General features: G+C 62.8%; 14 protein-coding genes. 11 read left to right on the forward strand and 3 right to left on the reverse strand.

From position 1 onward, the window contains the following. Nucleotides 1-22: 22 nt before the first annotated feature. The 6 genes from Q0367_RS04545 to mfd all read left to right on the forward strand — a co-directional run bounded on the left by Q0367_RS04545 (nt 23) and on the right by mfd (nt 8,886). A complete protein-coding gene (locus Q0367_RS04545; RefSeq protein WP_298981104.1) occupies nt 23-1,819 on the forward strand; it encodes a CapA family protein in 1,797 nt (598 codons plus the stop codon). A gap of 164 nt (nt 1,820-1,983) precedes the next feature. Then, nucleotides 1,984-2,688, forward strand: a complete 705-nt coding sequence (locus Q0367_RS04550) for a thioredoxin domain-containing protein (RefSeq protein WP_297632278.1) — start codon at nt 1,984-1,986, stop codon at nt 2,686-2,688. A 27-nt stretch (nt 2,689-2,715) separates the two neighbouring features. After that, nucleotides 2,716-3,624: a disulfide oxidoreductase gene (locus Q0367_RS04555; protein WP_297632281.1), complete on the forward strand. Its 909-nt coding sequence runs from the start codon at nt 2,716-2,718 to the stop codon at nt 3,622-3,624. Between the two features lie 58 nt (nt 3,625-3,682). Further along, the gene (locus Q0367_RS04560) at nt 3,683-4,468 is read left to right on the forward strand and encodes a hypothetical protein (protein WP_297632286.1); all 786 of its coding nucleotides are present in this window, start codon (nt 3,683-3,685) and stop codon (nt 4,466-4,468) included. 9 nt (nt 4,469-4,477) lie between these two features. After that, the gene (gene pth / locus Q0367_RS04565; protein WP_297632289.1) at nt 4,478-5,059 is read left to right on the forward strand and encodes an aminoacyl-tRNA hydrolase; all 582 of its coding nucleotides are present in this window, start codon (nt 4,478-4,480) and stop codon (nt 5,057-5,059) included. Further along, entirely contained in the window at nt 5,056-8,886 is a 3,831-nt protein-coding gene (gene mfd, locus Q0367_RS04570; RefSeq protein WP_298981105.1) for a transcription-repair coupling factor, read from the forward strand. The genes pth and mfd overlap by 4 nt, the downstream gene beginning before the upstream one ends. Nucleotides 8,887-8,982: 96 nt before the next feature. Here the strand turns inward: mfd and Q0367_RS04575 are convergent, their stop codons facing one another. Further along, nucleotides 8,983-9,933 carry a sugar kinase gene (locus tag Q0367_RS04575; RefSeq protein WP_297632295.1) on the reverse strand — a complete coding sequence of 317 codons (951 nt, stop codon included), beginning with the start codon at nt 9,931-9,933 and terminating at the stop codon, nt 8,983-8,985. A 700-nt stretch (nt 9,934-10,633) separates the two neighbouring features. Between Q0367_RS04575 and aroH the strand changes: the two genes are divergently transcribed. From aroH to Q0367_RS04600, 5 genes are all read left to right on the forward strand, one after another. Next, nucleotides 10,634-11,071, forward strand: a complete 438-nt coding sequence (aroH, locus tag Q0367_RS04580) for a chorismate mutase (protein WP_297632298.1) — start codon at nt 10,634-10,636, stop codon at nt 11,069-11,071. Beyond that, nucleotides 11,068-11,931 (forward strand): prephenate dehydratase, encoded by an 864-nt coding sequence (pheA, locus tag Q0367_RS04585; protein ID WP_297632301.1) that lies wholly within the window; start codon nt 11,068-11,070, stop codon nt 11,929-11,931. The genes aroH and pheA overlap by 4 nt, the downstream gene beginning before the upstream one ends. 64 nt (nt 11,932-11,995) lie before the next feature. Continuing rightward, nucleotides 11,996-13,045: a 3-deoxy-7-phosphoheptulonate synthase gene (gene aroF, locus Q0367_RS04590; RefSeq protein WP_297632304.1), complete on the forward strand. Its 1,050-nt coding sequence runs from the start codon at nt 11,996-11,998 to the stop codon at nt 13,043-13,045. A 49-nt stretch (nt 13,046-13,094) separates the two neighbouring features. Then, complete coding sequence (gene aroF / locus Q0367_RS04595) at nt 13,095-14,111, forward strand: 3-deoxy-7-phosphoheptulonate synthase (RefSeq protein ID WP_297632307.1); 1,017 nt, start codon at nt 13,095-13,097, stop codon at nt 14,109-14,111. A 1-nt stretch (nt 14,112) separates the two neighbouring features. Further along, nucleotides 14,113-14,994, forward strand: a complete 882-nt coding sequence (locus tag Q0367_RS04600) for a prephenate dehydrogenase (RefSeq protein ID WP_297632310.1) — start codon at nt 14,113-14,115, stop codon at nt 14,992-14,994. 27 nt (nt 14,995-15,021) lie between these two features. Here Q0367_RS04600 and thpR read toward each other — a convergent pair whose 3' ends face one another. Further along, nucleotides 15,022-15,627, reverse strand: a complete 606-nt coding sequence (gene thpR, locus Q0367_RS04605; protein ID WP_297632313.1) for an RNA 2',3'-cyclic phosphodiesterase — start codon at nt 15,625-15,627, stop codon at nt 15,022-15,024. A 24-nt stretch (nt 15,628-15,651) separates the two neighbouring features. After that, nucleotides 15,652-16,956, reverse strand: a complete 1,305-nt coding sequence (locus Q0367_RS04610; RefSeq protein ID WP_298981106.1) for a hypothetical protein — start codon at nt 16,954-16,956, stop codon at nt 15,652-15,654. Between the last annotated feature and the right edge of the window lie 55 nt (nt 16,957-17,011).

Below are 17,011 nucleotides of genomic sequence, written 5' to 3' on the forward strand. Positions count from 1 at the left end.
ACCCATTCGCCCTGGAATCGACATGATGCCTGATCGAAATCTCCATAAAGTTGTCCTGTTCATCGCCCTTGGCTTGATCACCTTCGGAGGGGTTCTGATTTTCCAGGGGCTTTCTCCATGGCGAGCGCAATCCTCCACTGCGCGGCCGCCGGAAACGCCTGTCCTGACTGCGGTTGCGTCCCGTCCACCCGGTGGAGTCGCAAACGCCTCAACGCCCAACGCGGAAAGGACGCCAACCGAGGCGCAGACCACGCCTACTACGGCGCCTCAGACGCCGCCTATTTCCATCTGGTTGGATGCGGACGCCGCTCCTGCGCTGCGCGACGCCGTTGAGAGCCTTTCTGTGGACGGCGTACACTTCGCAACTGCGCCCGAAGACGCCGCGCTGCGTCTCAGCGCCGAACCGGGGCCGAATGCACAGCGCGCCTACACGCTCACCTTCGCCGCCGCCACCCGCTTTGACACGATCCATCCTCTGATCGCCTGGCGCGAAGTGCAGGCGCTGTGGAGGGGCGAGCCGCTCGAAATTGCGGACGCCAGCAGCCTGAGCCTTGCGCCGCAATTGACGAGGATCGTAGTGCTCACAGAAACCCTGCCGCTGCTGACGCAGGCGCTCGGCGCGCCGGGGCCGAAGGTCGTCGGCATTTCCGACGCAGCGGCGTTGGTGGATGCGGCGTGGCAAGATCGCGCCACGCTGGTGATTCTCCCTTTCGAGCAGCTGGAGCCAAGGCTGGTTGTGCTCGCCATCGACGGCCAAAATCCGGTGGAAAACAGCGCCCACTTCGACCCGGCTCAATATCCGCTCGTCGCCCATCTCTACGCCCAGGCGTATCCGAGCAATGAAAAAGAGGCGGAGCGCATCGCAGAGGTGCTGAACGCGCTGCCGCCCGGCAACCGCGATCCCGACCGGCTCACCGTGTTGACCATGACCGGCGTCACCGCCATGTGCCGCCTGACGGCAGCGCAGATGGAGCGCTTCGGCCCGGCGTGGCCTGCAGAGGTGGTCGGGCCGGAGCTGGCCAGCGCCGACATCACCCACATCAGCAACGAGGTGCCTTTTGTGGAGGGATGCGAACCGAACACCGATCCCAACAATTTCAACTTTTGCAGCAAACCGGAGTATGTCGAAACGCTTTTTGCGTCAGGCGTCGACATCGTGGGCATGACCGGGAACCATCAGAATGACTTCGGTCGTCAAAATGCTATTGCGTCGCTGGAAATGTACGAGGCGTGGGGCTTACCTTACTATGGCGGAGGGAGAAACCTGGCCGAAGCGCTCAAACCGCTCTACATCGAACACAACGGCAACCGGCTCGCCTTTCTGGGCGCCAACAGCTACGGCCCGCCCATGGCGTGGGCGACCGACGCGCTGCCGGGCGCAGCGCCTTTCGACCTGAACATTCTTTCGGCGACGATTCGCTCGATCAAGGAGAAAAACCTTGCAGACATTGTGTTGGTGGAGCTGCAATATCAAGAGAGCTACGATGTGCAGCCGCTCGTCGATCAACGGCTCGACTTCAACGCTCTGGTGCGCGCCGGCGCCGACATCGTGACCGGCGTGCAGAGCCATGTGCCGCAGGCGATGGAATTCACCGACAGCAAGCTGGTTCTCTATGGGTTGGGCAACCTCTACTTCGATCAGATGTGGTCGCAGGCGACGCGGGAAGGGATGGTGGTCAAGCACACCTTCTACCATGGCCGCCACCTCAGCACCCAAATTCTGACCACGATGCTGTATGACTACGGCCAGCCGCACTGGACGACGTCCCAGGAGCGCGCCAACATCCTCCGTCGCGTCTTTGGCGCAAGCTACTGGTAAAGAGGTTTCCAAATTCTTGTCGAAGCGCTGCGCCCGGTGTATACTGGGCTGTTGCTCACTGAAAGCAGCGGAGTGTGCAATGAACAATGAATCGACGTCAAAATATCTGTTTGCATGATCGTTCAATATCTGGGTGACAAGGAACCGAAGGGAAGAGGATTACGATGGCCACAACGATCAAGAAAAAAAGCGCCAGACGCGCAGGCAGCTCCAATATCGGGCTTTGGCTTATTGGCGCCAGCTTTGCTATTGTCGCTGTTGTCGTTGGTTTAATCGTTTTTAACGAGCGTCGCACAATTTCGGCGCCGGTTTCGCAGCCGGACGTGCCTGCGGAATGGATCAACCGCACCAGCCTGGGCAGCCCGGATGCGCCGGTCGTGATTCAGCTTTGGGAAGATTTTCTCTGCCCCGCCTGTCAGACCTTCAGCCGCACCGTCAAGCCGCAGCTCGTCGAAGAGTACGTGAAAAGCGGCAAGGTGCGCCTGGAGTTCAACCATTTCCCGCTGCAACAGCATGCACCTGGCTCTTTCCTGACCGCGCTCGCCGCCGAGTGCGCAGCGGACCAGAATCTCTTCTGGCCCTATCACGACAAAGCCTTCCAGGTGATCTCTGCGGAGCAGCAGCGCGGTGCGACTTTTGAAAAGCTCACCGAATTTGCTCGCACCGTCGGCTTGAACGAACAGGAATTTCAGGCCTGCATGACTGCGCAGCGCCATCAGTCGACGATCAACGCTTCGCTGGCGCGTGCGAGTCAACTGGGACTGCGCTTCACCCCCTCCGTCATCGTCAACGGCCAGCTTCTGGAGAACTCGAGCTATCCTAGCGTCAAAGCAGCCATCGACGCCGCGCTGGCTGCGCAGGGCTCGTAGTCTGAGATCAAAGAGGCGACAATCTTGATGGAGCGGATTTCTCTCTGGCTCAATCGCAACAGCATGTATATTGCGCTGGTCGCCGCGTGGGTGGCCATGTGCGGCAGCCTCTACTTCAGCGAAGTGCGCGGTTACGTGCCCTGCGTGCTCTGCTGGTATCAGCGCATTTTGATGTACCCTCTGGCGGGGTTCATCGCCATTGGCCTGCTGCGCCGCGATAGCAATCTGCCTTATTATGTGCTGCCTTTTTCGGTCTTTGGCCTGGGCATGTCCACCTATCACTACCTTCTGGAAAAGACCGATCTGTTCGCAGAGTCCGCAGTTTGCGCGCAAGGCGTCTCCTGCACAACGCAGTGGATCAACTGGTTCGGCTTTGTGACCATCCCCTTTCTGGCGTTGATTGGCTTTCTCATCATCACACTGATGAGCGTCATCGCCCTGCTCAACGGCGAACCTTCCGCCGAAGACGAAGAGGGAACCCCTCAGCGCACGCCCTGGCTTCAGGTGGTTGCGCCCATCGTCGTTGTGCTCGCCATTTTTGCCGTCCTCTTCACCACCGGTTCGGAGACGCAGGCCGCAAGCGCAGCGGAAGCGCCTTTCACCGTGCTGGCGGTCACCCCCGGCCCGCAGATGAGCGTGCAGGGCGTCGTCAACGACCCGGCTGCGCTGGCCCGAGGCGAACAGCTCTATTTGCAGGCGTGTGCGGCCTGCCATGGCGTCGATGCGCAGGGCGTCGCCAATCTTGGCAACGCTTTACGCGGCTCCGCATTTATCGCCGACCACACCGATGAAGAAGTGCTGGCCATGATCCGACAGGGTCGCGAGCTGAACGATCCGGCCAACACGACCGGCCTGGTGATGCCGCCCAGCGGCGGTCGCCCCGATCTAAGCGACGCCGACATGCTGGCCATCATTCAGTATCTGCGGCAACCTTAAACCATTCAACGACGGATGTAGGATGAGCTTATTTCACATTTGGCATAGGATTCAAAAATTGCGAACGACGGCGCTCTCGATGCTGATTGGGGCGCTGGCGCTCGCCTGGCTTACTCTAACGCCTTCCTCGGCGTATGCACAAGAGTCGGGCATCACGTCGCCGGCCCCCGGCTCGGCCATTTCCGGCGATGTGCCCATTTTCGGCACCGCCACCATCGAGCCATTTCAGAAGTACGAGCTGCATTTCAAACAGGAGCCGAGCGGCGATGACGCCTTCATCTATTTCGCCGGCGGCACTTCGCCAGTGATCGGCGGTCAGCTCGGCGTGTGGCAGGCGGGCGGCTTGCCGCCGGGAACATACACGTTGCGCCTGCGCGTGGTGAAGACCGACGGCAACTACGCCGAATACTTTGTGCCCAATTTGAGCGTCAATCAGGCGACGCCGCCGACGCCCACGCCGGAGGCGTCGCCTACAGAGACGCCCACGCCGACGCCTACTTTCACGCCGGCGCCGCAGCCGACGCCGGCGCTTGGCCAGGTGACGCAGCCTCAGGTCGAAGAAGAGGCGCCGACGCCCACGCCGGCCGAAGTGGCCGTGGTCGACCCGGGGCAGACGCCCGCCGTCGGCGGCCTTTTGCCGACGCCTACGCTGGCTGCACCGGCCTCTGTCGCCACGCCGTCAGGCGGCGCGCTCACGCGCGAGCTGGGCGAGGCGCTCTCCTTCCAACGGCTGCGCACACAATTTTTCAACGGCGTTCGCATCAGCGCCGCCATCTTCATCGTGATCGCCGCCATCTTCTTCGGCAAGCGCATCTTTGAATGGGCCTGGCGCCGCTACGGTTAATCTTGACAGATGGCGGAGCTCAAGATGATCGTGGGGCTAGGCAACCCCGGCCCGCAATACAGCCGCAACCGGCACAACATCGGCTTTCAGTGCGTCGAACTCTGCGCGCAGCGATGGGGAATTGCGCTGGATCGATTGCAAATGCGCGCGCAGACGGGCAACGGCTTTGTTACGCGTGATGGCTTGCGCCAGAAGGTTCTGCTGGTCAAGCCGCTGACCTTTATGAACGCCAGCGGAGAGGCAGTGGCGCCGCTGGCGCGCTTTTACCGCATCGAACCTTCGTCGATCCTGGTCATCCACGACGATCTGGACCTACCTGCGGGCAAACTGCGGCTGCGGCCAGGCGGCTCCTCCGGCGGGCAAAGGGGCGTGCAGTCGATCATTGAGCAGCTGGGGACGCAGGAATTTCCACGCATCCGCGTCGGCATCGGTCGACCGCCGAACGGCATGGACCCCGCCGCCTATGTGTTGCAAAACTTCAGCGAAGAGGAAGAGGTCATTTTTACGCCGCTGCGCGCACGCATCGTGGAAGCGGCGGAGTGCTGGCTGTTCGAGGGCGTCGAACGCGCCATGAATCGGTTCAACGGGTGACGACTTCCATGCAACTTTCCGGTTTGCTCGAACTCTTGCCGCGGCTGCCTGCCTTCCGAGAGTGGCTGCAAACGCTGACGGAGCCGCCCGCCGAACCTACGCCACAGGCTGTGCTTGCGGCCGCCCGCCCCTTCCTCGTCGCCGGCGCACGCATGCAGCGTTCTGTCCCCCTCGTTTTCATCACGGCGCGCAGCGAAATGGCGCAACAAATCTGCGACCAGTTGGAGATGTGGTTGCCGCCGGCGGAAGAAGGAGGTCCGCCGATCCTTCTGTTCGCCGAACCGGACGCACTGCCCTACGAGCGCATCCACTGGAGCAGCGTTACGCGCCAACGCCGCTTGACCGCGCTGGCAGCTTTGCAGAGTCGCAGCGGACCCCCGCCGGTGATCGTCGCCAGCGCACGCGCGCTGAGCCAGAAGACGCTGCCCGCGCGAGAGCTGCGCCTGGCCCTCCGCACGGTCAGGGTGGGCGCCGCCTTGCGGCTCGACCAGATGACCAACGCCTGGGTGCAGACCGGCTATGCGCCCGTCGAAGTGGTGGAGGAGCCGGGGACCTTCGCCCGTCGCGGCGGCATCGTCGATGTCTGGCCGCCCAACCTGCCGACGCCCGTGCGCATCGACCTCTTCGGCGACGAAGTGGAAAGCCTGCGCCTCTTCGATCCAGCCACCCAGCGCACGATCCGCAGCGTCGAAGCCGTCGAGATCGGGCCAGGCAGCGAGGCGCTCAGCAAATACGGTCCGCTTGCGCTGGAGCGCCTGGGCGTGCGCGCAGGCGATCTACGCGCGGCGGAAAACGTCGGCCTGGGAGAAGAGGCCAGCCCCTTGCTCGATCCAGGGCTGCTGCTGGCGATTCGCGAAGAGATTCGGCTCGAAGTCGAACATCTCGCCGCCAGCCACAGCTTCCACGGCATCGAATGGTATCTGCCCTATTTCTACAATCCGCCCGTCTCGCTGTTGGAGCACCTGCCGACGGACGCGATCCTGATCGTCGATGATGCGCTCGACTTGATCGCCACCCTGCGCGAGCTGGATGCACAGGCGCAAAGCCTGCACGCCGAGCTGGTGCAGGCAGGCGAGGCCCCGCGCGCTTTTGCGCGCAGCACCTTCACCGCCGAGGAAATCCAGGCGAAGTTGCTCGAGCGCAAGCCTGCTCTGCTCGGCTACGGCGACCTGCACGGCAAGAGCGCCGGCGCCAACACGCCGCTGGCGCGCGCATTTGCCCCAGGTCCTCGCTTCGGAGGGAAACTCAAGGAGATTGCTTCAGATCTCATCAAACTGCACAACGCCGGTCACGCCGTCGTGCTTGCCACGCGCCAGGCGGCGCGCATCGGCCAGCTTGTGGAAGAGGTGCATCTGAGCAGCCGCGTCCAGCATGAAATCAAAACGGCTCCTTCACCCCGCAGCGTCACCCTGGTGCAGGGCATCCTCGGCGAAGGCTTCATTGTGAAAGGGATCGAAGCGAAGGGGGAGGAGAGAGAAGAGAGGCGAGCGGAAAGGACAGAGGGGAGCGGAGGCGCCTCGTTCAATCTTCACCTGCTCACCGACGCCGAGCTGTTTGGGTGGAGCAAGCCGCAGGCGCGCGCGCGTCCCAAGCCGCATAGCAAGGTGGCGCCGGAGCTCTTCTTTGCAGACGTCAAGCCGGGCGATTACGTCGTCCATATCGAACACGGCATCGGTCGCTTCGAGGGGCTGACGCGTATGTCGCTGGGCGGCGTCGAACGCGAGTATTTGCTCGTCAGCTACGCGCGCGAGGACAAGCTCTACGTGCCGGTGCATCAGGCCGACCGCCTGAGTCGCTACATCGGCGCCAGCGACGCCCCACCCGTCATCAACCGGCTGGGAACCGCCGACTGGCAGCTTGTCAAAGAACGCGCCCGCCGCGCCGTGGCGGAAATCGCCGATGACCTGCTCAAGCTTTACGCCGAGCGGGAGCTGGTGGTGCGCGCCCCCTACAGCCCGGACAGCCCGTGGCAAGAGGAGATGGAAGCCACCTTCCCGTATCAGGAGACCGAAGATCAGCTCGTGGCGGTGGAGGCGGTCAAGCGCGACATGGAGTCGGAGCGCCCCATGGATCGCCTGATCTGCGGCGACGTCGGCTATGGCAAGACGGAGGTCGCCATTCGGGCGGCGTTCAAGGCGATCAACGACGGCAAGCAGGTCGCCTTTTTGGCGCCGACGACGGTGCTTGCGCAGCAACACTATCGCACGATCAGCAACCGACTGGCGCGCTTTCCGGTGCGCGTCGAAATGCTGAGCCGCTTCCGCACGCCGGCGCAACAGCAGAAGGTGCTTGAAGGGCTGCGCACCGGCGCAATCGATCTGGTCGTCGGCACACATCGCCTGCTCAGCCAGGACGTCGAGTTCAAGGACCTGGGGCTGCTCATCATCGACGAGGAGCAGCGCTTCGGCGTAGCGCAAAAGGAGCAGATCAAGCAACTGCGCACTCAGGTCGATGTGCTGACGCTCAGCGCCACGCCCATCCCGCGCACGCTGCATATGAGCCTGAGCGGCATTCGGGACATGAGCGCCATCAACACGCCGCCCAAAGAGCGCCAGCCCATCCACACCGTGCTCGCCGAATACGACGACGTCCTGGTCAAACAGGCGATCCAGCGCGAGCTCAACCGCAAAGGACAGGTTTTCGTCGTCAACGACCGCGTGCGCGACATCTATCATCTGGCGGAGCGCATTCAGCGGCTTGTGCCCGAAGCGGTCGTGGCCGTCGGCCATGGCCAGATGCCGGAGCGGGAGCTGGAAGAGGTGATGATGCGCTTCGCCGATGGTGAGATCGACGTGCTGGTCGCCACCACCATCATCGAAAATGGGTTGGACATCCCCAACGCCAACACGATTATCATCCACCGCGCCGACCATTTCGGGCTGGCGCAGCTCTATCAGTTGCGCGGCCGCGTGGGGCGCAGCACGCGGCGAGGACACTGTTATTTGCTGTACGAGAAGCACAAGACGCTCAGCTACGACGCCCGCCGCCGGCTGGAGGCGATCCTGGAAAGCAGCGAGGAATTGGGGGCCGGCTTTCGCATCGCCATGCGCGACCTGGAGATCCGCGGGGCGGGCGACATCCTGGGCGCGCGTCAGAGCGGACACATCGACAGCATCGGCTTCGACCTGTACACGCGCCTGCTCGCCCAGGCGATCAACGAAGCGCGACGCAAAAAAGAGCGCTTCGAGCGGGCGATGGCCGGCCGCGCAGAGGCCGAACCACTGCGCAGTGGGGAAATCGGGCCTTCGGGCGATGGGGAAGCCGTCCCCCATTCCCCATCTCCTCTTCCCGCTGCTCCTATCGACGATCTCCCCTTTGACCTGGAAGATCCGCTGCAGCCGCCCGTGCAGCTCGACCTGCCCCTTGACGCGCGCATTCCTGCGCACTACGTCGAGGATGAGGCGCTGCGGCTTCAGCTCTACCGCCGCATCGCCGGCCTCACGCGGCCAGAGGCGCTGGAAGAGATGCGCCGCGAGCTGATCGACCGCTTCGGCGTCGATCCGGAGACCGGCTCCGTGCCGGAGGAGGTCGACAACCTGTTCTTCCAGGTGCGCATCAAAACGCTGGCCGCCCGCGCCGGCGTCGCCCGCATTGGCCGCGACCTGGACAACCTGGTGCTGTACAGCGACGCGCTGGAAAATATGGATCGCCGCGCCCTGGAGCGGCGACTGCGGCTGGCGTTGGGCCGCATCTCTGAAGAGGACGATCGCTTTGTCCCAGAAGGGGCTGCGCGCGTCGGCCGCCGCGCCATCTATCTTCCCATTGACGAAGCCGGACAGTGGCGACAAGCCTTGCTGCGCACGCTGGAGATCATGGCGGTCGGCTGAAGGGAATTCTGCGTATCCCACAAATATCCCACACAGAATTGTGGGATATTTGTGGGATATTTGCAGGGTGGTTTGCGGGAGCAAGGCGATTGTGGCTCAACGAAGAATCGCTTCGCGCCCGGCCAACAGACTCTCGACTTCCTGCCGCGTCGTGACGATCATGTCTCCCTGTTGGCTGAGCGCCAGCGCAGCCAATGCGACGCCGTAGCGCAAGCCCAGCCTCAGGTCTCCGGAGAGCCAACCGTAAAGCACGCCGGCGGCCAGGCCATCGCCTGCGCCGAGACGATCGACGATAGTGGTGGGCAGCGCAGGCTGATGATAGATCTGTGCGCCATCCCAGGCCACCGCTCCTTCGGCGCCCATCGCCATCACCGTGATGCGGGCGTGGGTGCGCGCGGCGAGACGCTGCACCGTCTCCTCGGCCGGGCCTTCGAGGCCAAAGAGACGCGCGGCGTCCGACCGGTTGCAAAAGAGCAGGTCGCAGCCTTCGATTAGAGGCGCAAGCGTCTGCACCGCTTCCTCTGCGCTCCAAAGGCGCGCCCGATAATTGACGTCGAAGCTGAGCGCCGCCCCTCTCTCGCGCGCTCGGCGCACCGTTTCCTTCATCACTTCGAGACACCCAGACGAAAGCGCCGGCGTAATGCCGGTCAAATGAATCAGCCGCGTATTCAGGAGATGCTCCCAGTGCACCTGCGCCGGCGTCATGCGCGCGGCGCAAGAGTCGGCGCGGTCATAGATCACCTGCGTCGCACGCGGAGGGGAGGCGAACTCCACAAAATAGACCCCCATGCGCCCCTCGCCGCACCAATGCACGCCCTCAAGATTCACGCCCGCCATGCGCAGATGGTTTGCCGCCAGCCGCCCCAACGGCGAGTCCGGCAGCGCGCCGCACCAGGCCGTGCGCAGCCCCAGTCGCGCCAGCGCCGCCATCACATTCGCCTCTGCGCCGCCAGGCAGCACATCGAACTGCGCAGCTGTCTCGATGCGCGCGCCGATGGGGACGCTCAGGCGCAGCATGATCTCCCCGATCGTTGTTACGTCATACATGTTCATCGCTCACAGATTGAAGTTTTGTTTACTGGACAGTCTAACAGCTTTTTGACAGGAACAACCCAGAGAAGCCCTGGTAGAGTGTACCATGAAGCACTTGAGGGTGGGGTGATTTGTAGGCAACGTTTTCAACTTCTGAATGAAGCCGGTGAAGGGAAAGATGCCTTCACCGGCTTTATTCTTGCATCGCGCGAGTTTCGTCGGCGAAATGTAAATTTCTGCGAGTTCACCGATTGACAACTTTCTCAAGGCGTGCTACGCTTGCGTACACTTGATAGGAAAGCAACTTTGGCGTAGATCAACGAAGTTCAGACGTCATTTCAGATCGACGGAATGCGATGAACGCGCATAGCGCAGACAGAAATTCCTCTTTGCATAGGCAACCCACCATGGCAAGCGACCGCATTGCCGCTTGCCGCCTTGTCTCCATTCCGCCGTTCGGCCCGCTCCATCCCTGGCGCGGGCTTTTTGTTGCTCCATTTTATTTTTATTTTGGCTTTTTTGGGTATCGAGGGACGCCGACCCGCGTCGGAGCGACGATGACCCCTGAGTGATCGGGGTTGTGTGGAGACGCTGCGAGAGCGAGGTTGGCGAAAGCGACCTCGCTCTTTTTGTTGGTTTGCGGCGATTTATTCAAAAGTGATTTGTTCAAGTTCTTGAGGTTTTATCAGTCCAGGTGAAGGCGGAGAGTTCAACCATGGCCGTCATGTGTCGAGGAGTGCGCGGAGCAACCACGGTCACGCAAAACGAAAAGGAGGAGATTCTGAGAGCGACGCGCGAGCTGCTGGCGCTCATCATTCATCTCAACGGCATTCGCTCCGAAGATGTGGCGAGCGCCATTTTCACCACCACGCCGGACCTGACGGCGGCGTTTCCCGCCACCGCCGCAAGGCAGCTCGGCTGGCTGGACGTGCCGCTGATGTGCGGCCACGAAATCGACGTTCCCGGCTCCTTGCATCGGTGCATTCGGGTGCTGATTCACTGGAACACCGAGACGCCGCAGGATCGCATCCAACATGTGTATCTGAAGGAGGCGCAGTCGTTGCGCCCCGACAAGACGATCGTGCTATCCAGCGTCGATATGGCGGAGCTTCATCGCTGGATTGAAGAGCAATTGAAGTCATGGAGGGGATGATGACCATCGTTGCATTTCAAGGAGAACACGGCGCTTATTCAGAGGAAGCGTGTCGCAAGCACTTCGGCGACGGCGTAATGACGCTGCCCTGTCGAACCTTCGAGGAGATCTTCAGCGCCGTCGAGTCTGGCCAGGCGGACTTTGGCGCCGTGCCTGTGGAAAATTCGACTGCAGGCAGCATCAACAAATCCTACGATCTGCTGCTCGACCATGACCTGAAGGTGCATGGAGAAATTCTGCTGCGCGTGCGCCACAATCTGCTCGTCGTGCCCGGCAAAACGGGCGAAATCCGACAGGTGCGCAGCCATCCGCAGGCGCTGGCGCAGTGCGAGAGCTATCTCAATCGCCGCAAACTGGCCGCCGTGCCCTGGTACGACACCGCCGGCAGCGCCAAGGACCTGGCCGCCGATCCGGTGGAGGGCGTGGCCGTGATCGCCAGCAAACTGGCGGCCGAGGTCTACGGATTGGAAGTGGTCGATGAGGGCATCGAAGACATGCCCAACAATTACACCCGCTTTTTTGTCGTGGGCAAGGGCGAGCCGCCGCGCAGCGAACGCAGCAAAACGTCGCTGGTCTTTGCGGTGCCCAACACCCCCGGCTCGCTCTATCATGCGCTGGGCGAATTCGCCACGCGGCAGGTCAACCTGACCAAACTGGAAAGTCGTCCGCGCCGCAACCGTCCCTGGCAGTATGTATTTTATGTCGATTTGGATGGCCACTGGCAGGACGAGCACATCAGCGCCGCCATTGTGGGGTTGCTCAACCGCGCCGCCTTCGTCAAGCTATTGGGAAGCTATCCGGCGGCGCCGCCGCTGGAACAGGAGCCCATCGCCGCGCAGTCCGCACTGCTGCAAATCTGACAGACACCGAGTGCAAACTTTGTACAATCGATAAAGGAATCAAGGAAATCATAGGAGGAGACCGATGATCGTTGTAATGAAACCAGGCGCCACCGCCGCCGAGATCGGCGCCGTGATCCGCAAGGCCGAATCCTTCGGCGTCAAGACGCATCCCATCTACGGCGAAAACCGCACGGTGGTGGCGCTCGTCGGCGATCTGACGCGTATCAATCGAGAAACTTTTGATCAGATGGAGGGAGTGATGCAAACCGTGCGCATTCAAGAGCCGTACAAGCTGGCGAGCCGGACAACGCGGCCCGAGAACACGATTATCGAAGTGGCGGACGGTCGCGTGCGCATCGGCGGCGAGGCGGTGGTCGTTATGGCCGGGCCGTGCAGCGTGGAAAGCCGGAGCCAGATCATCGAAATTGCGCACGCCGTAAAGGAAGCCGGCGCAACCGTGCTGCGCGGCGGCGCCTTCAAGCCGCGCACCAGCCCCTATGATTTCCAGGGGCTTGGGTTGAAGGGGCTGGAATATCTGGCCGAGGCGCGCGAGGCGACCGGCCTGCCCGTCATCACCGAGGTGATGCGCGAAGAGCAGGTGCCGATGGTGGCCGAGTACGCCGATATTTTGCAGATCGGCGCGCGCAACATGCAGAACTATGGTCTTTTGCAGGCGGTGGGCAGACAGAGCAAACCTGTCATGCTCAAGCGCGGCATCAGCGGCACCGTTCGCGAGCTGCTGATGAGCGCTGAATATATCGTCTCCAACGGCAACAACAACGTCATGCTGTGCGAGCGGGGCATCCGCACCTATGAGACGGCCACGCGCAACACCTTCGACTTGAACGCCGTGCCTGTGCTCAAGCAGCAGACCCATCTGCCGATCGTGGCCGACCCTTCGCACGGCACCGGCCTGCGCGAGCTGGTGCCGGCCATGAGCCGCGCCGCCGTCGCCGCCGGCGCCGACGCGTTGATTATCGAGGTGCATCCCGACCCGGACACGGCGGTCAGCGATGGGCGCCAAAGCCTGACGCTGGAGGATTTCGCCGCCCTCATGAAGAGCCTCCGCCGCGTGGCGGAAGCGATCGACCGTCGCATTCTGGAGCCGGCGGAGATGCTGGAACTGGCGTAAGCAAAGAGACAATCATTCAAGCAGATTTCTCATAGAAAGGTGAACTTCTATGATCATCGTCATGAAAGCGCATGCCGAGCCTCAACACATCGAAGCCGTGGTGCAGCGCGTAGAGGAGCTCGGCTATAAAGTGCATCTCAGCCGCGGAGAGGCGCGCACCATCATCGGTGTCATCGGCGCAGACGAGCACCTGATCCAGAACAGCACCTTCGAGGTGATGGAGGGCGTCGAGCGCACCATGCGCGTCATGCAGCCCTTCAAGCTCGCCAGCCGCGATTTTTGTGAGACGGACACCGTGATCGACGTCAACGGCGTGCAGATTGGCGGCAAGAAGATCGTCGTCATGGCGGGGCCGTGCAGCGTAGAGAGCCGGGAGATGATCCTGGAGACGGCGCACGCCGTAAAGGAAGCCGGCGCCACCATCCTGCGCGGCGGCGCCTTCAAGCCGCGCTCCAGCCCCTATAGCTTCCAGGGGCTGGGCGAAGAAGGGCTGAAGTATCTCGCCGAGGCGCGCGAGCAGACAGGCCTGCCGGTGATCACAGAGGTGATGTCGCCGGAAGACATCGAGCTAGTCGGCGACTATACGGACATCTTCCAGGTCGGCGCGCGCAACACGCAAAATTATGCGCTGCTCAAGGCATTGGGCAAGCAGAAAAAGCCAGTCTTTCTCAAGCGCGGCATCAGCGGCACCATCCAGGAGCTGTTGATGAGCGCCGAGTACATCCTGGCCGGCGGCAATATGAAGGTGATGGTCTGCGAGCGCGGCATCCGCACCTATGAAACGGCCACGCGCAACACCTTCGACATCAACGCCATTCCGGTGCTCAAGGAGCTGAGCCATCTGCCCGTCATCGCCGATCCGGCGCACGGCACCGGCATGTGGCAATACGTCACACCCATCGCCAGGGCGGCGGTCGCCGCCGGCGCCGACGGGCTGATGCTCGAGGTGCATCCGAACCCGGCGCGCGCCTGGAGCGACGGCGCCCAAAGCCTCACCTTCCAACGCTTCGCCCGCCTGATGGAGGAGCTCCGTCTCATTGCGCAGGCGGTGGGCCGAGAAATCTGAGATGAGCAAGCCACTCAAAGAGTGTTCGATCGCGGTCGTCGGGCTGGGGCTGATGGGCGCCAGCCTGTGCATGGACTTGAAAGCGCGCCAGGTCTGCCGCGAAGTGCGCGGGGTGGCGCGGCGCACGCGCACCGTGCTCGACGCTTTCTTCGCCGGCGCCGTCGACCTGGCGACGAACGACCTGCAGACCGGCGTGCTGGGGGCCGATATCGTCATCCTGGCCACGCCCGTGCGCACTATCATCGCCACGCTGGAGGAGATCGGCCCGCGACTGTGGCCCGGCGCGCTGGTGATGGACATGGGCAGCACCAAGACCGACATCTGCGCAGCCATGAACCGACTGCCCGCCGCAGTCCAGGCGATCGGCGGACACCCGATGTGCGGCAAGGAGACGGCCGGCTTCGAGGCGGCGGAATGCGGCCTCTATCGGGACGCCACCTGGGTGCTTTCGCCGCTGCCGCGCACCAGCCCGGACGCCTTAGCGCTGGCTACGGAGCTGGTGCAGGCCGTCGGCGCGCGGCCATTGGTGCTCGACGCCGAACGACACGACCGCCTGGTCGCCAGCATCAGCCACCTTCCCTTCCTGGTCGCCAGCGCGCTCACCGCCGCCGTCGCCGAGGTGGGCGCCAGCGACCCTACGGTGTGGGAGGTGGCGGCGGGCGGCTTCCGCGACACCAGCCGCGTGGCAGCCAGCGACACGCAGATGTTTCTCGACATTCTGATGACCAATCGGACGGCGGTCTTAGAGCAGGTTGAGCGTTTTCAAGCGCACCTGGGAGCGTTGCATGACCTGCTGGCCGGGGGCGACGAGGCGGGGCTGTATGCAGCGCTTGCGGCTGCACAACGGGCGAGGGCGGGTTGGAAGCCGCGCAGAGCGCCTTAACGAAATGCAGGCGCCAACCTCAAAAAGTCATCCTTGCGCCAGTCGAAAGACGCCGAGCCGGGTGTAGATCGGACCGCTCGGCGTCAGGTCGCTTTTGTAGAGAATCACTTCGTCGATCCGGTCTGTCTCGACCGTAGATGCGTGCGAAGGAAGCGCAGCCAACCCGGCGACGGCGGCGCCCACGGCGCGCAGCTGGCTGCCCGTGCTATTGCGTTGCGTGCGCCCGATCGTCAGATGAGGTTTGAACGGCTTATCATCGCCCTGGACGCCCACGCTGCGCACCGCCGCAGCCACATCGCTTTGCAGATGCGCCAGCGCCTGCAGATCACCCGCCACGCCGCACCAAATGACGTTGGGGCGGTTGATACTGGGAAAACAGCCCACGCCTTCGATCCGTAACCGCAAAGGGCGATGACGCGTCGTCACCGCTGTGAGACGAGCCGTCAAAGCAGAGACTTGCGCCTCCTCGATCTCGCCCAGAAACTGCAACGTCAGATGGAGATTGTGAATGGCCACCCAGCGCACGGAGCGCTCCAGCTTCTGAGTCACGAGCTGATGCATCAGGCGACGCTGCACGCTTTCCACCTGGCGACGCAACCCTGAAGTCAGGTCGATGGCAACAAATGCACGCATGCGAGTTTTTCAGGCGTTCGGAAATCACCAACGACGCCGCGGCGGGCCGTAGCGATCGTAAAAGTCGCGTTGCGCCGCACGCGCCCGCATGAACATCACGCTGGTGATGAGGCCAAGGAGGCCGATGCCGCTGGCGCCGGCGAAGGTGAGGCAGAGCAGCAAAATCATGACGTTCTGGGTCGTCGGCGTGAAGGCGTTGACCAGCTGAAAGACCGGCGGGGTCGGCGTGACGGTCGGCAACGGCGTCAGAGCAGCCAGCGCGACGGGCGGCTCGGTCGGCGCCGCCGTGACGACGATGTAGGCCGGCGGCGGTTCAGCCAACGCCTCTTCCTGCCCCGGCAGATTGCCCGCCGACATGGCCAGTGCAGGATCAGATGCGTGCGACTCAAGCGCAGAGGCGTCGTCTCGCGGGTTGCCCGGCGGCGGCGTGATCACGATCGGCGTCGGCGGCGCGAAAGGGTCCGGCGTAAACGTCGGCGTCGCCAACGGCGATGCGCCGAATGGGTTCGACGGCGGCAACGGATTGCCGAACGGGTCGAATTGTTGAATCGGATTGCCGAACTCGTCGAACTGCTGCACGCCTGAAGGCGCAATTGGGTTGCCGAACGCATCGGTCGGGACCGGCTGAGGCAAAGGGCTGAACGGCTGCGGGATCGGATTTCCGAATGGGTCGAACTGTTGGACATTCCCCGGCGGGATCGGATTGCCGAAGGCGTCGGTGGCGACGGGTGGCGGCAGCGGGCTTTGCGGCTGAACAATTGGGTTGCCGAAGGCGTCGGTGGGAACGGGCGGCGGAGCGTTAGGGTCGAGCGTCGGGATAACGCCGGGCGCCCCTGGCGTGGGCGTGACGCCGGGGCCAAAGCCGCAGCGATCCTGCACCTCGCCGGGCGTTCCATCGGTGGTCAGCTCGACCAGGCGAAAACAATAGGCGACGCCGGGCTGCATTCCCTGGGTGACGGGGAAATTATATTGCGCCGGCGTCGACGGCCCGCCTTTCGCCGGCAAAAATCCGATGCGGTGGTAGGCGATGTCCGGTTCATCGGCGCGTTTACATTGGATCTCGAAGCCTTGCACGTTGAATTCGCTGCGCGTGCCCCACTGCAGGATCACCGAAGCCGGGTTGGAGATCACATAAAAGTAGCTCAGCTCGATCGCGGCAAAGGCAGGCTGCGCCAACCAGATCAGAACGGCGAGCGTCAGTCCGCCAAGGGTCGTCCAGAATCCGAATCGGGAGGGCGATAGGGGGATGCAACGCTGTTTTGGCTCGGTGCAAGGAATCGGCGCAGATTCTTGCGATCGAGCAGAGTTCACCGGTTCGCAGTCATTCATGACCAAAATTTTATCACGTTCATAACAAGAAAAGTATACGTTTTTCGGTGTATTG

The sequence above is a fragment of the uncultured Caldilinea sp. genome, from assembly GCF_937128415.1.
Classification (GTDB): domain Bacteria; phylum Chloroflexota; class Anaerolineae; order Caldilineales; family Caldilineaceae; genus Caldilinea.

Bases quoted from the DNA above. Each gene is read 5' to 3' on its own strand.
- Q0367_RS04545 (WP_298981104.1), top strand. From the start codon at position 23: ATGATGCCTGATCGAAATCTCCATAAAGTTGTCCTGTTCATCGCCCTT.
- Q0367_RS04600 (WP_297632310.1), top strand. From the start codon at position 14,113: ATGAGCAAGCCACTCAAAGAGTGTTCGATCGCGGTCGTCGGGCTGGGG.
- aroF (WP_297632307.1), top strand. From the start codon at position 13,095: ATGATCATCGTCATGAAAGCGCATGCCGAGCCTCAACACATCGAAGCC.
- pth (WP_297632289.1), top strand. From the start codon at position 4,478: ATGGCGGAGCTCAAGATGATCGTGGGGCTAGGCAACCCCGGCCCGCAA.
- Q0367_RS04610 (WP_298981106.1), bottom strand. From the start codon at position 16,956: ATGAATGACTGCGAACCGGTGAACTCTGCTCGATCGCAAGAATCTGCG.
- pheA (WP_297632301.1), top strand. From the start codon at position 11,068: ATGATGACCATCGTTGCATTTCAAGGAGAACACGGCGCTTATTCAGAG.
- Q0367_RS04575 (WP_297632295.1), bottom strand. From the start codon at position 9,933: ATGTATGACGTAACAACGATCGGGGAGATCATGCTGCGCCTGAGCGTC.
- Q0367_RS04555 (WP_297632281.1), top strand. From the start codon at position 2,716: ATGGAGCGGATTTCTCTCTGGCTCAATCGCAACAGCATGTATATTGCG.
- thpR (WP_297632313.1), bottom strand. From the start codon at position 15,627: ATGCGTGCATTTGTTGCCATCGACCTGACTTCAGGGTTGCGTCGCCAG.
- aroF (WP_297632304.1), top strand. From the start codon at position 11,996: ATGATCGTTGTAATGAAACCAGGCGCCACCGCCGCCGAGATCGGCGCC.
- Q0367_RS04550 (WP_297632278.1), top strand. From the start codon at position 1,984: ATGGCCACAACGATCAAGAAAAAAAGCGCCAGACGCGCAGGCAGCTCC.
- aroH (WP_297632298.1), top strand. From the start codon at position 10,634: ATGGCCGTCATGTGTCGAGGAGTGCGCGGAGCAACCACGGTCACGCAA.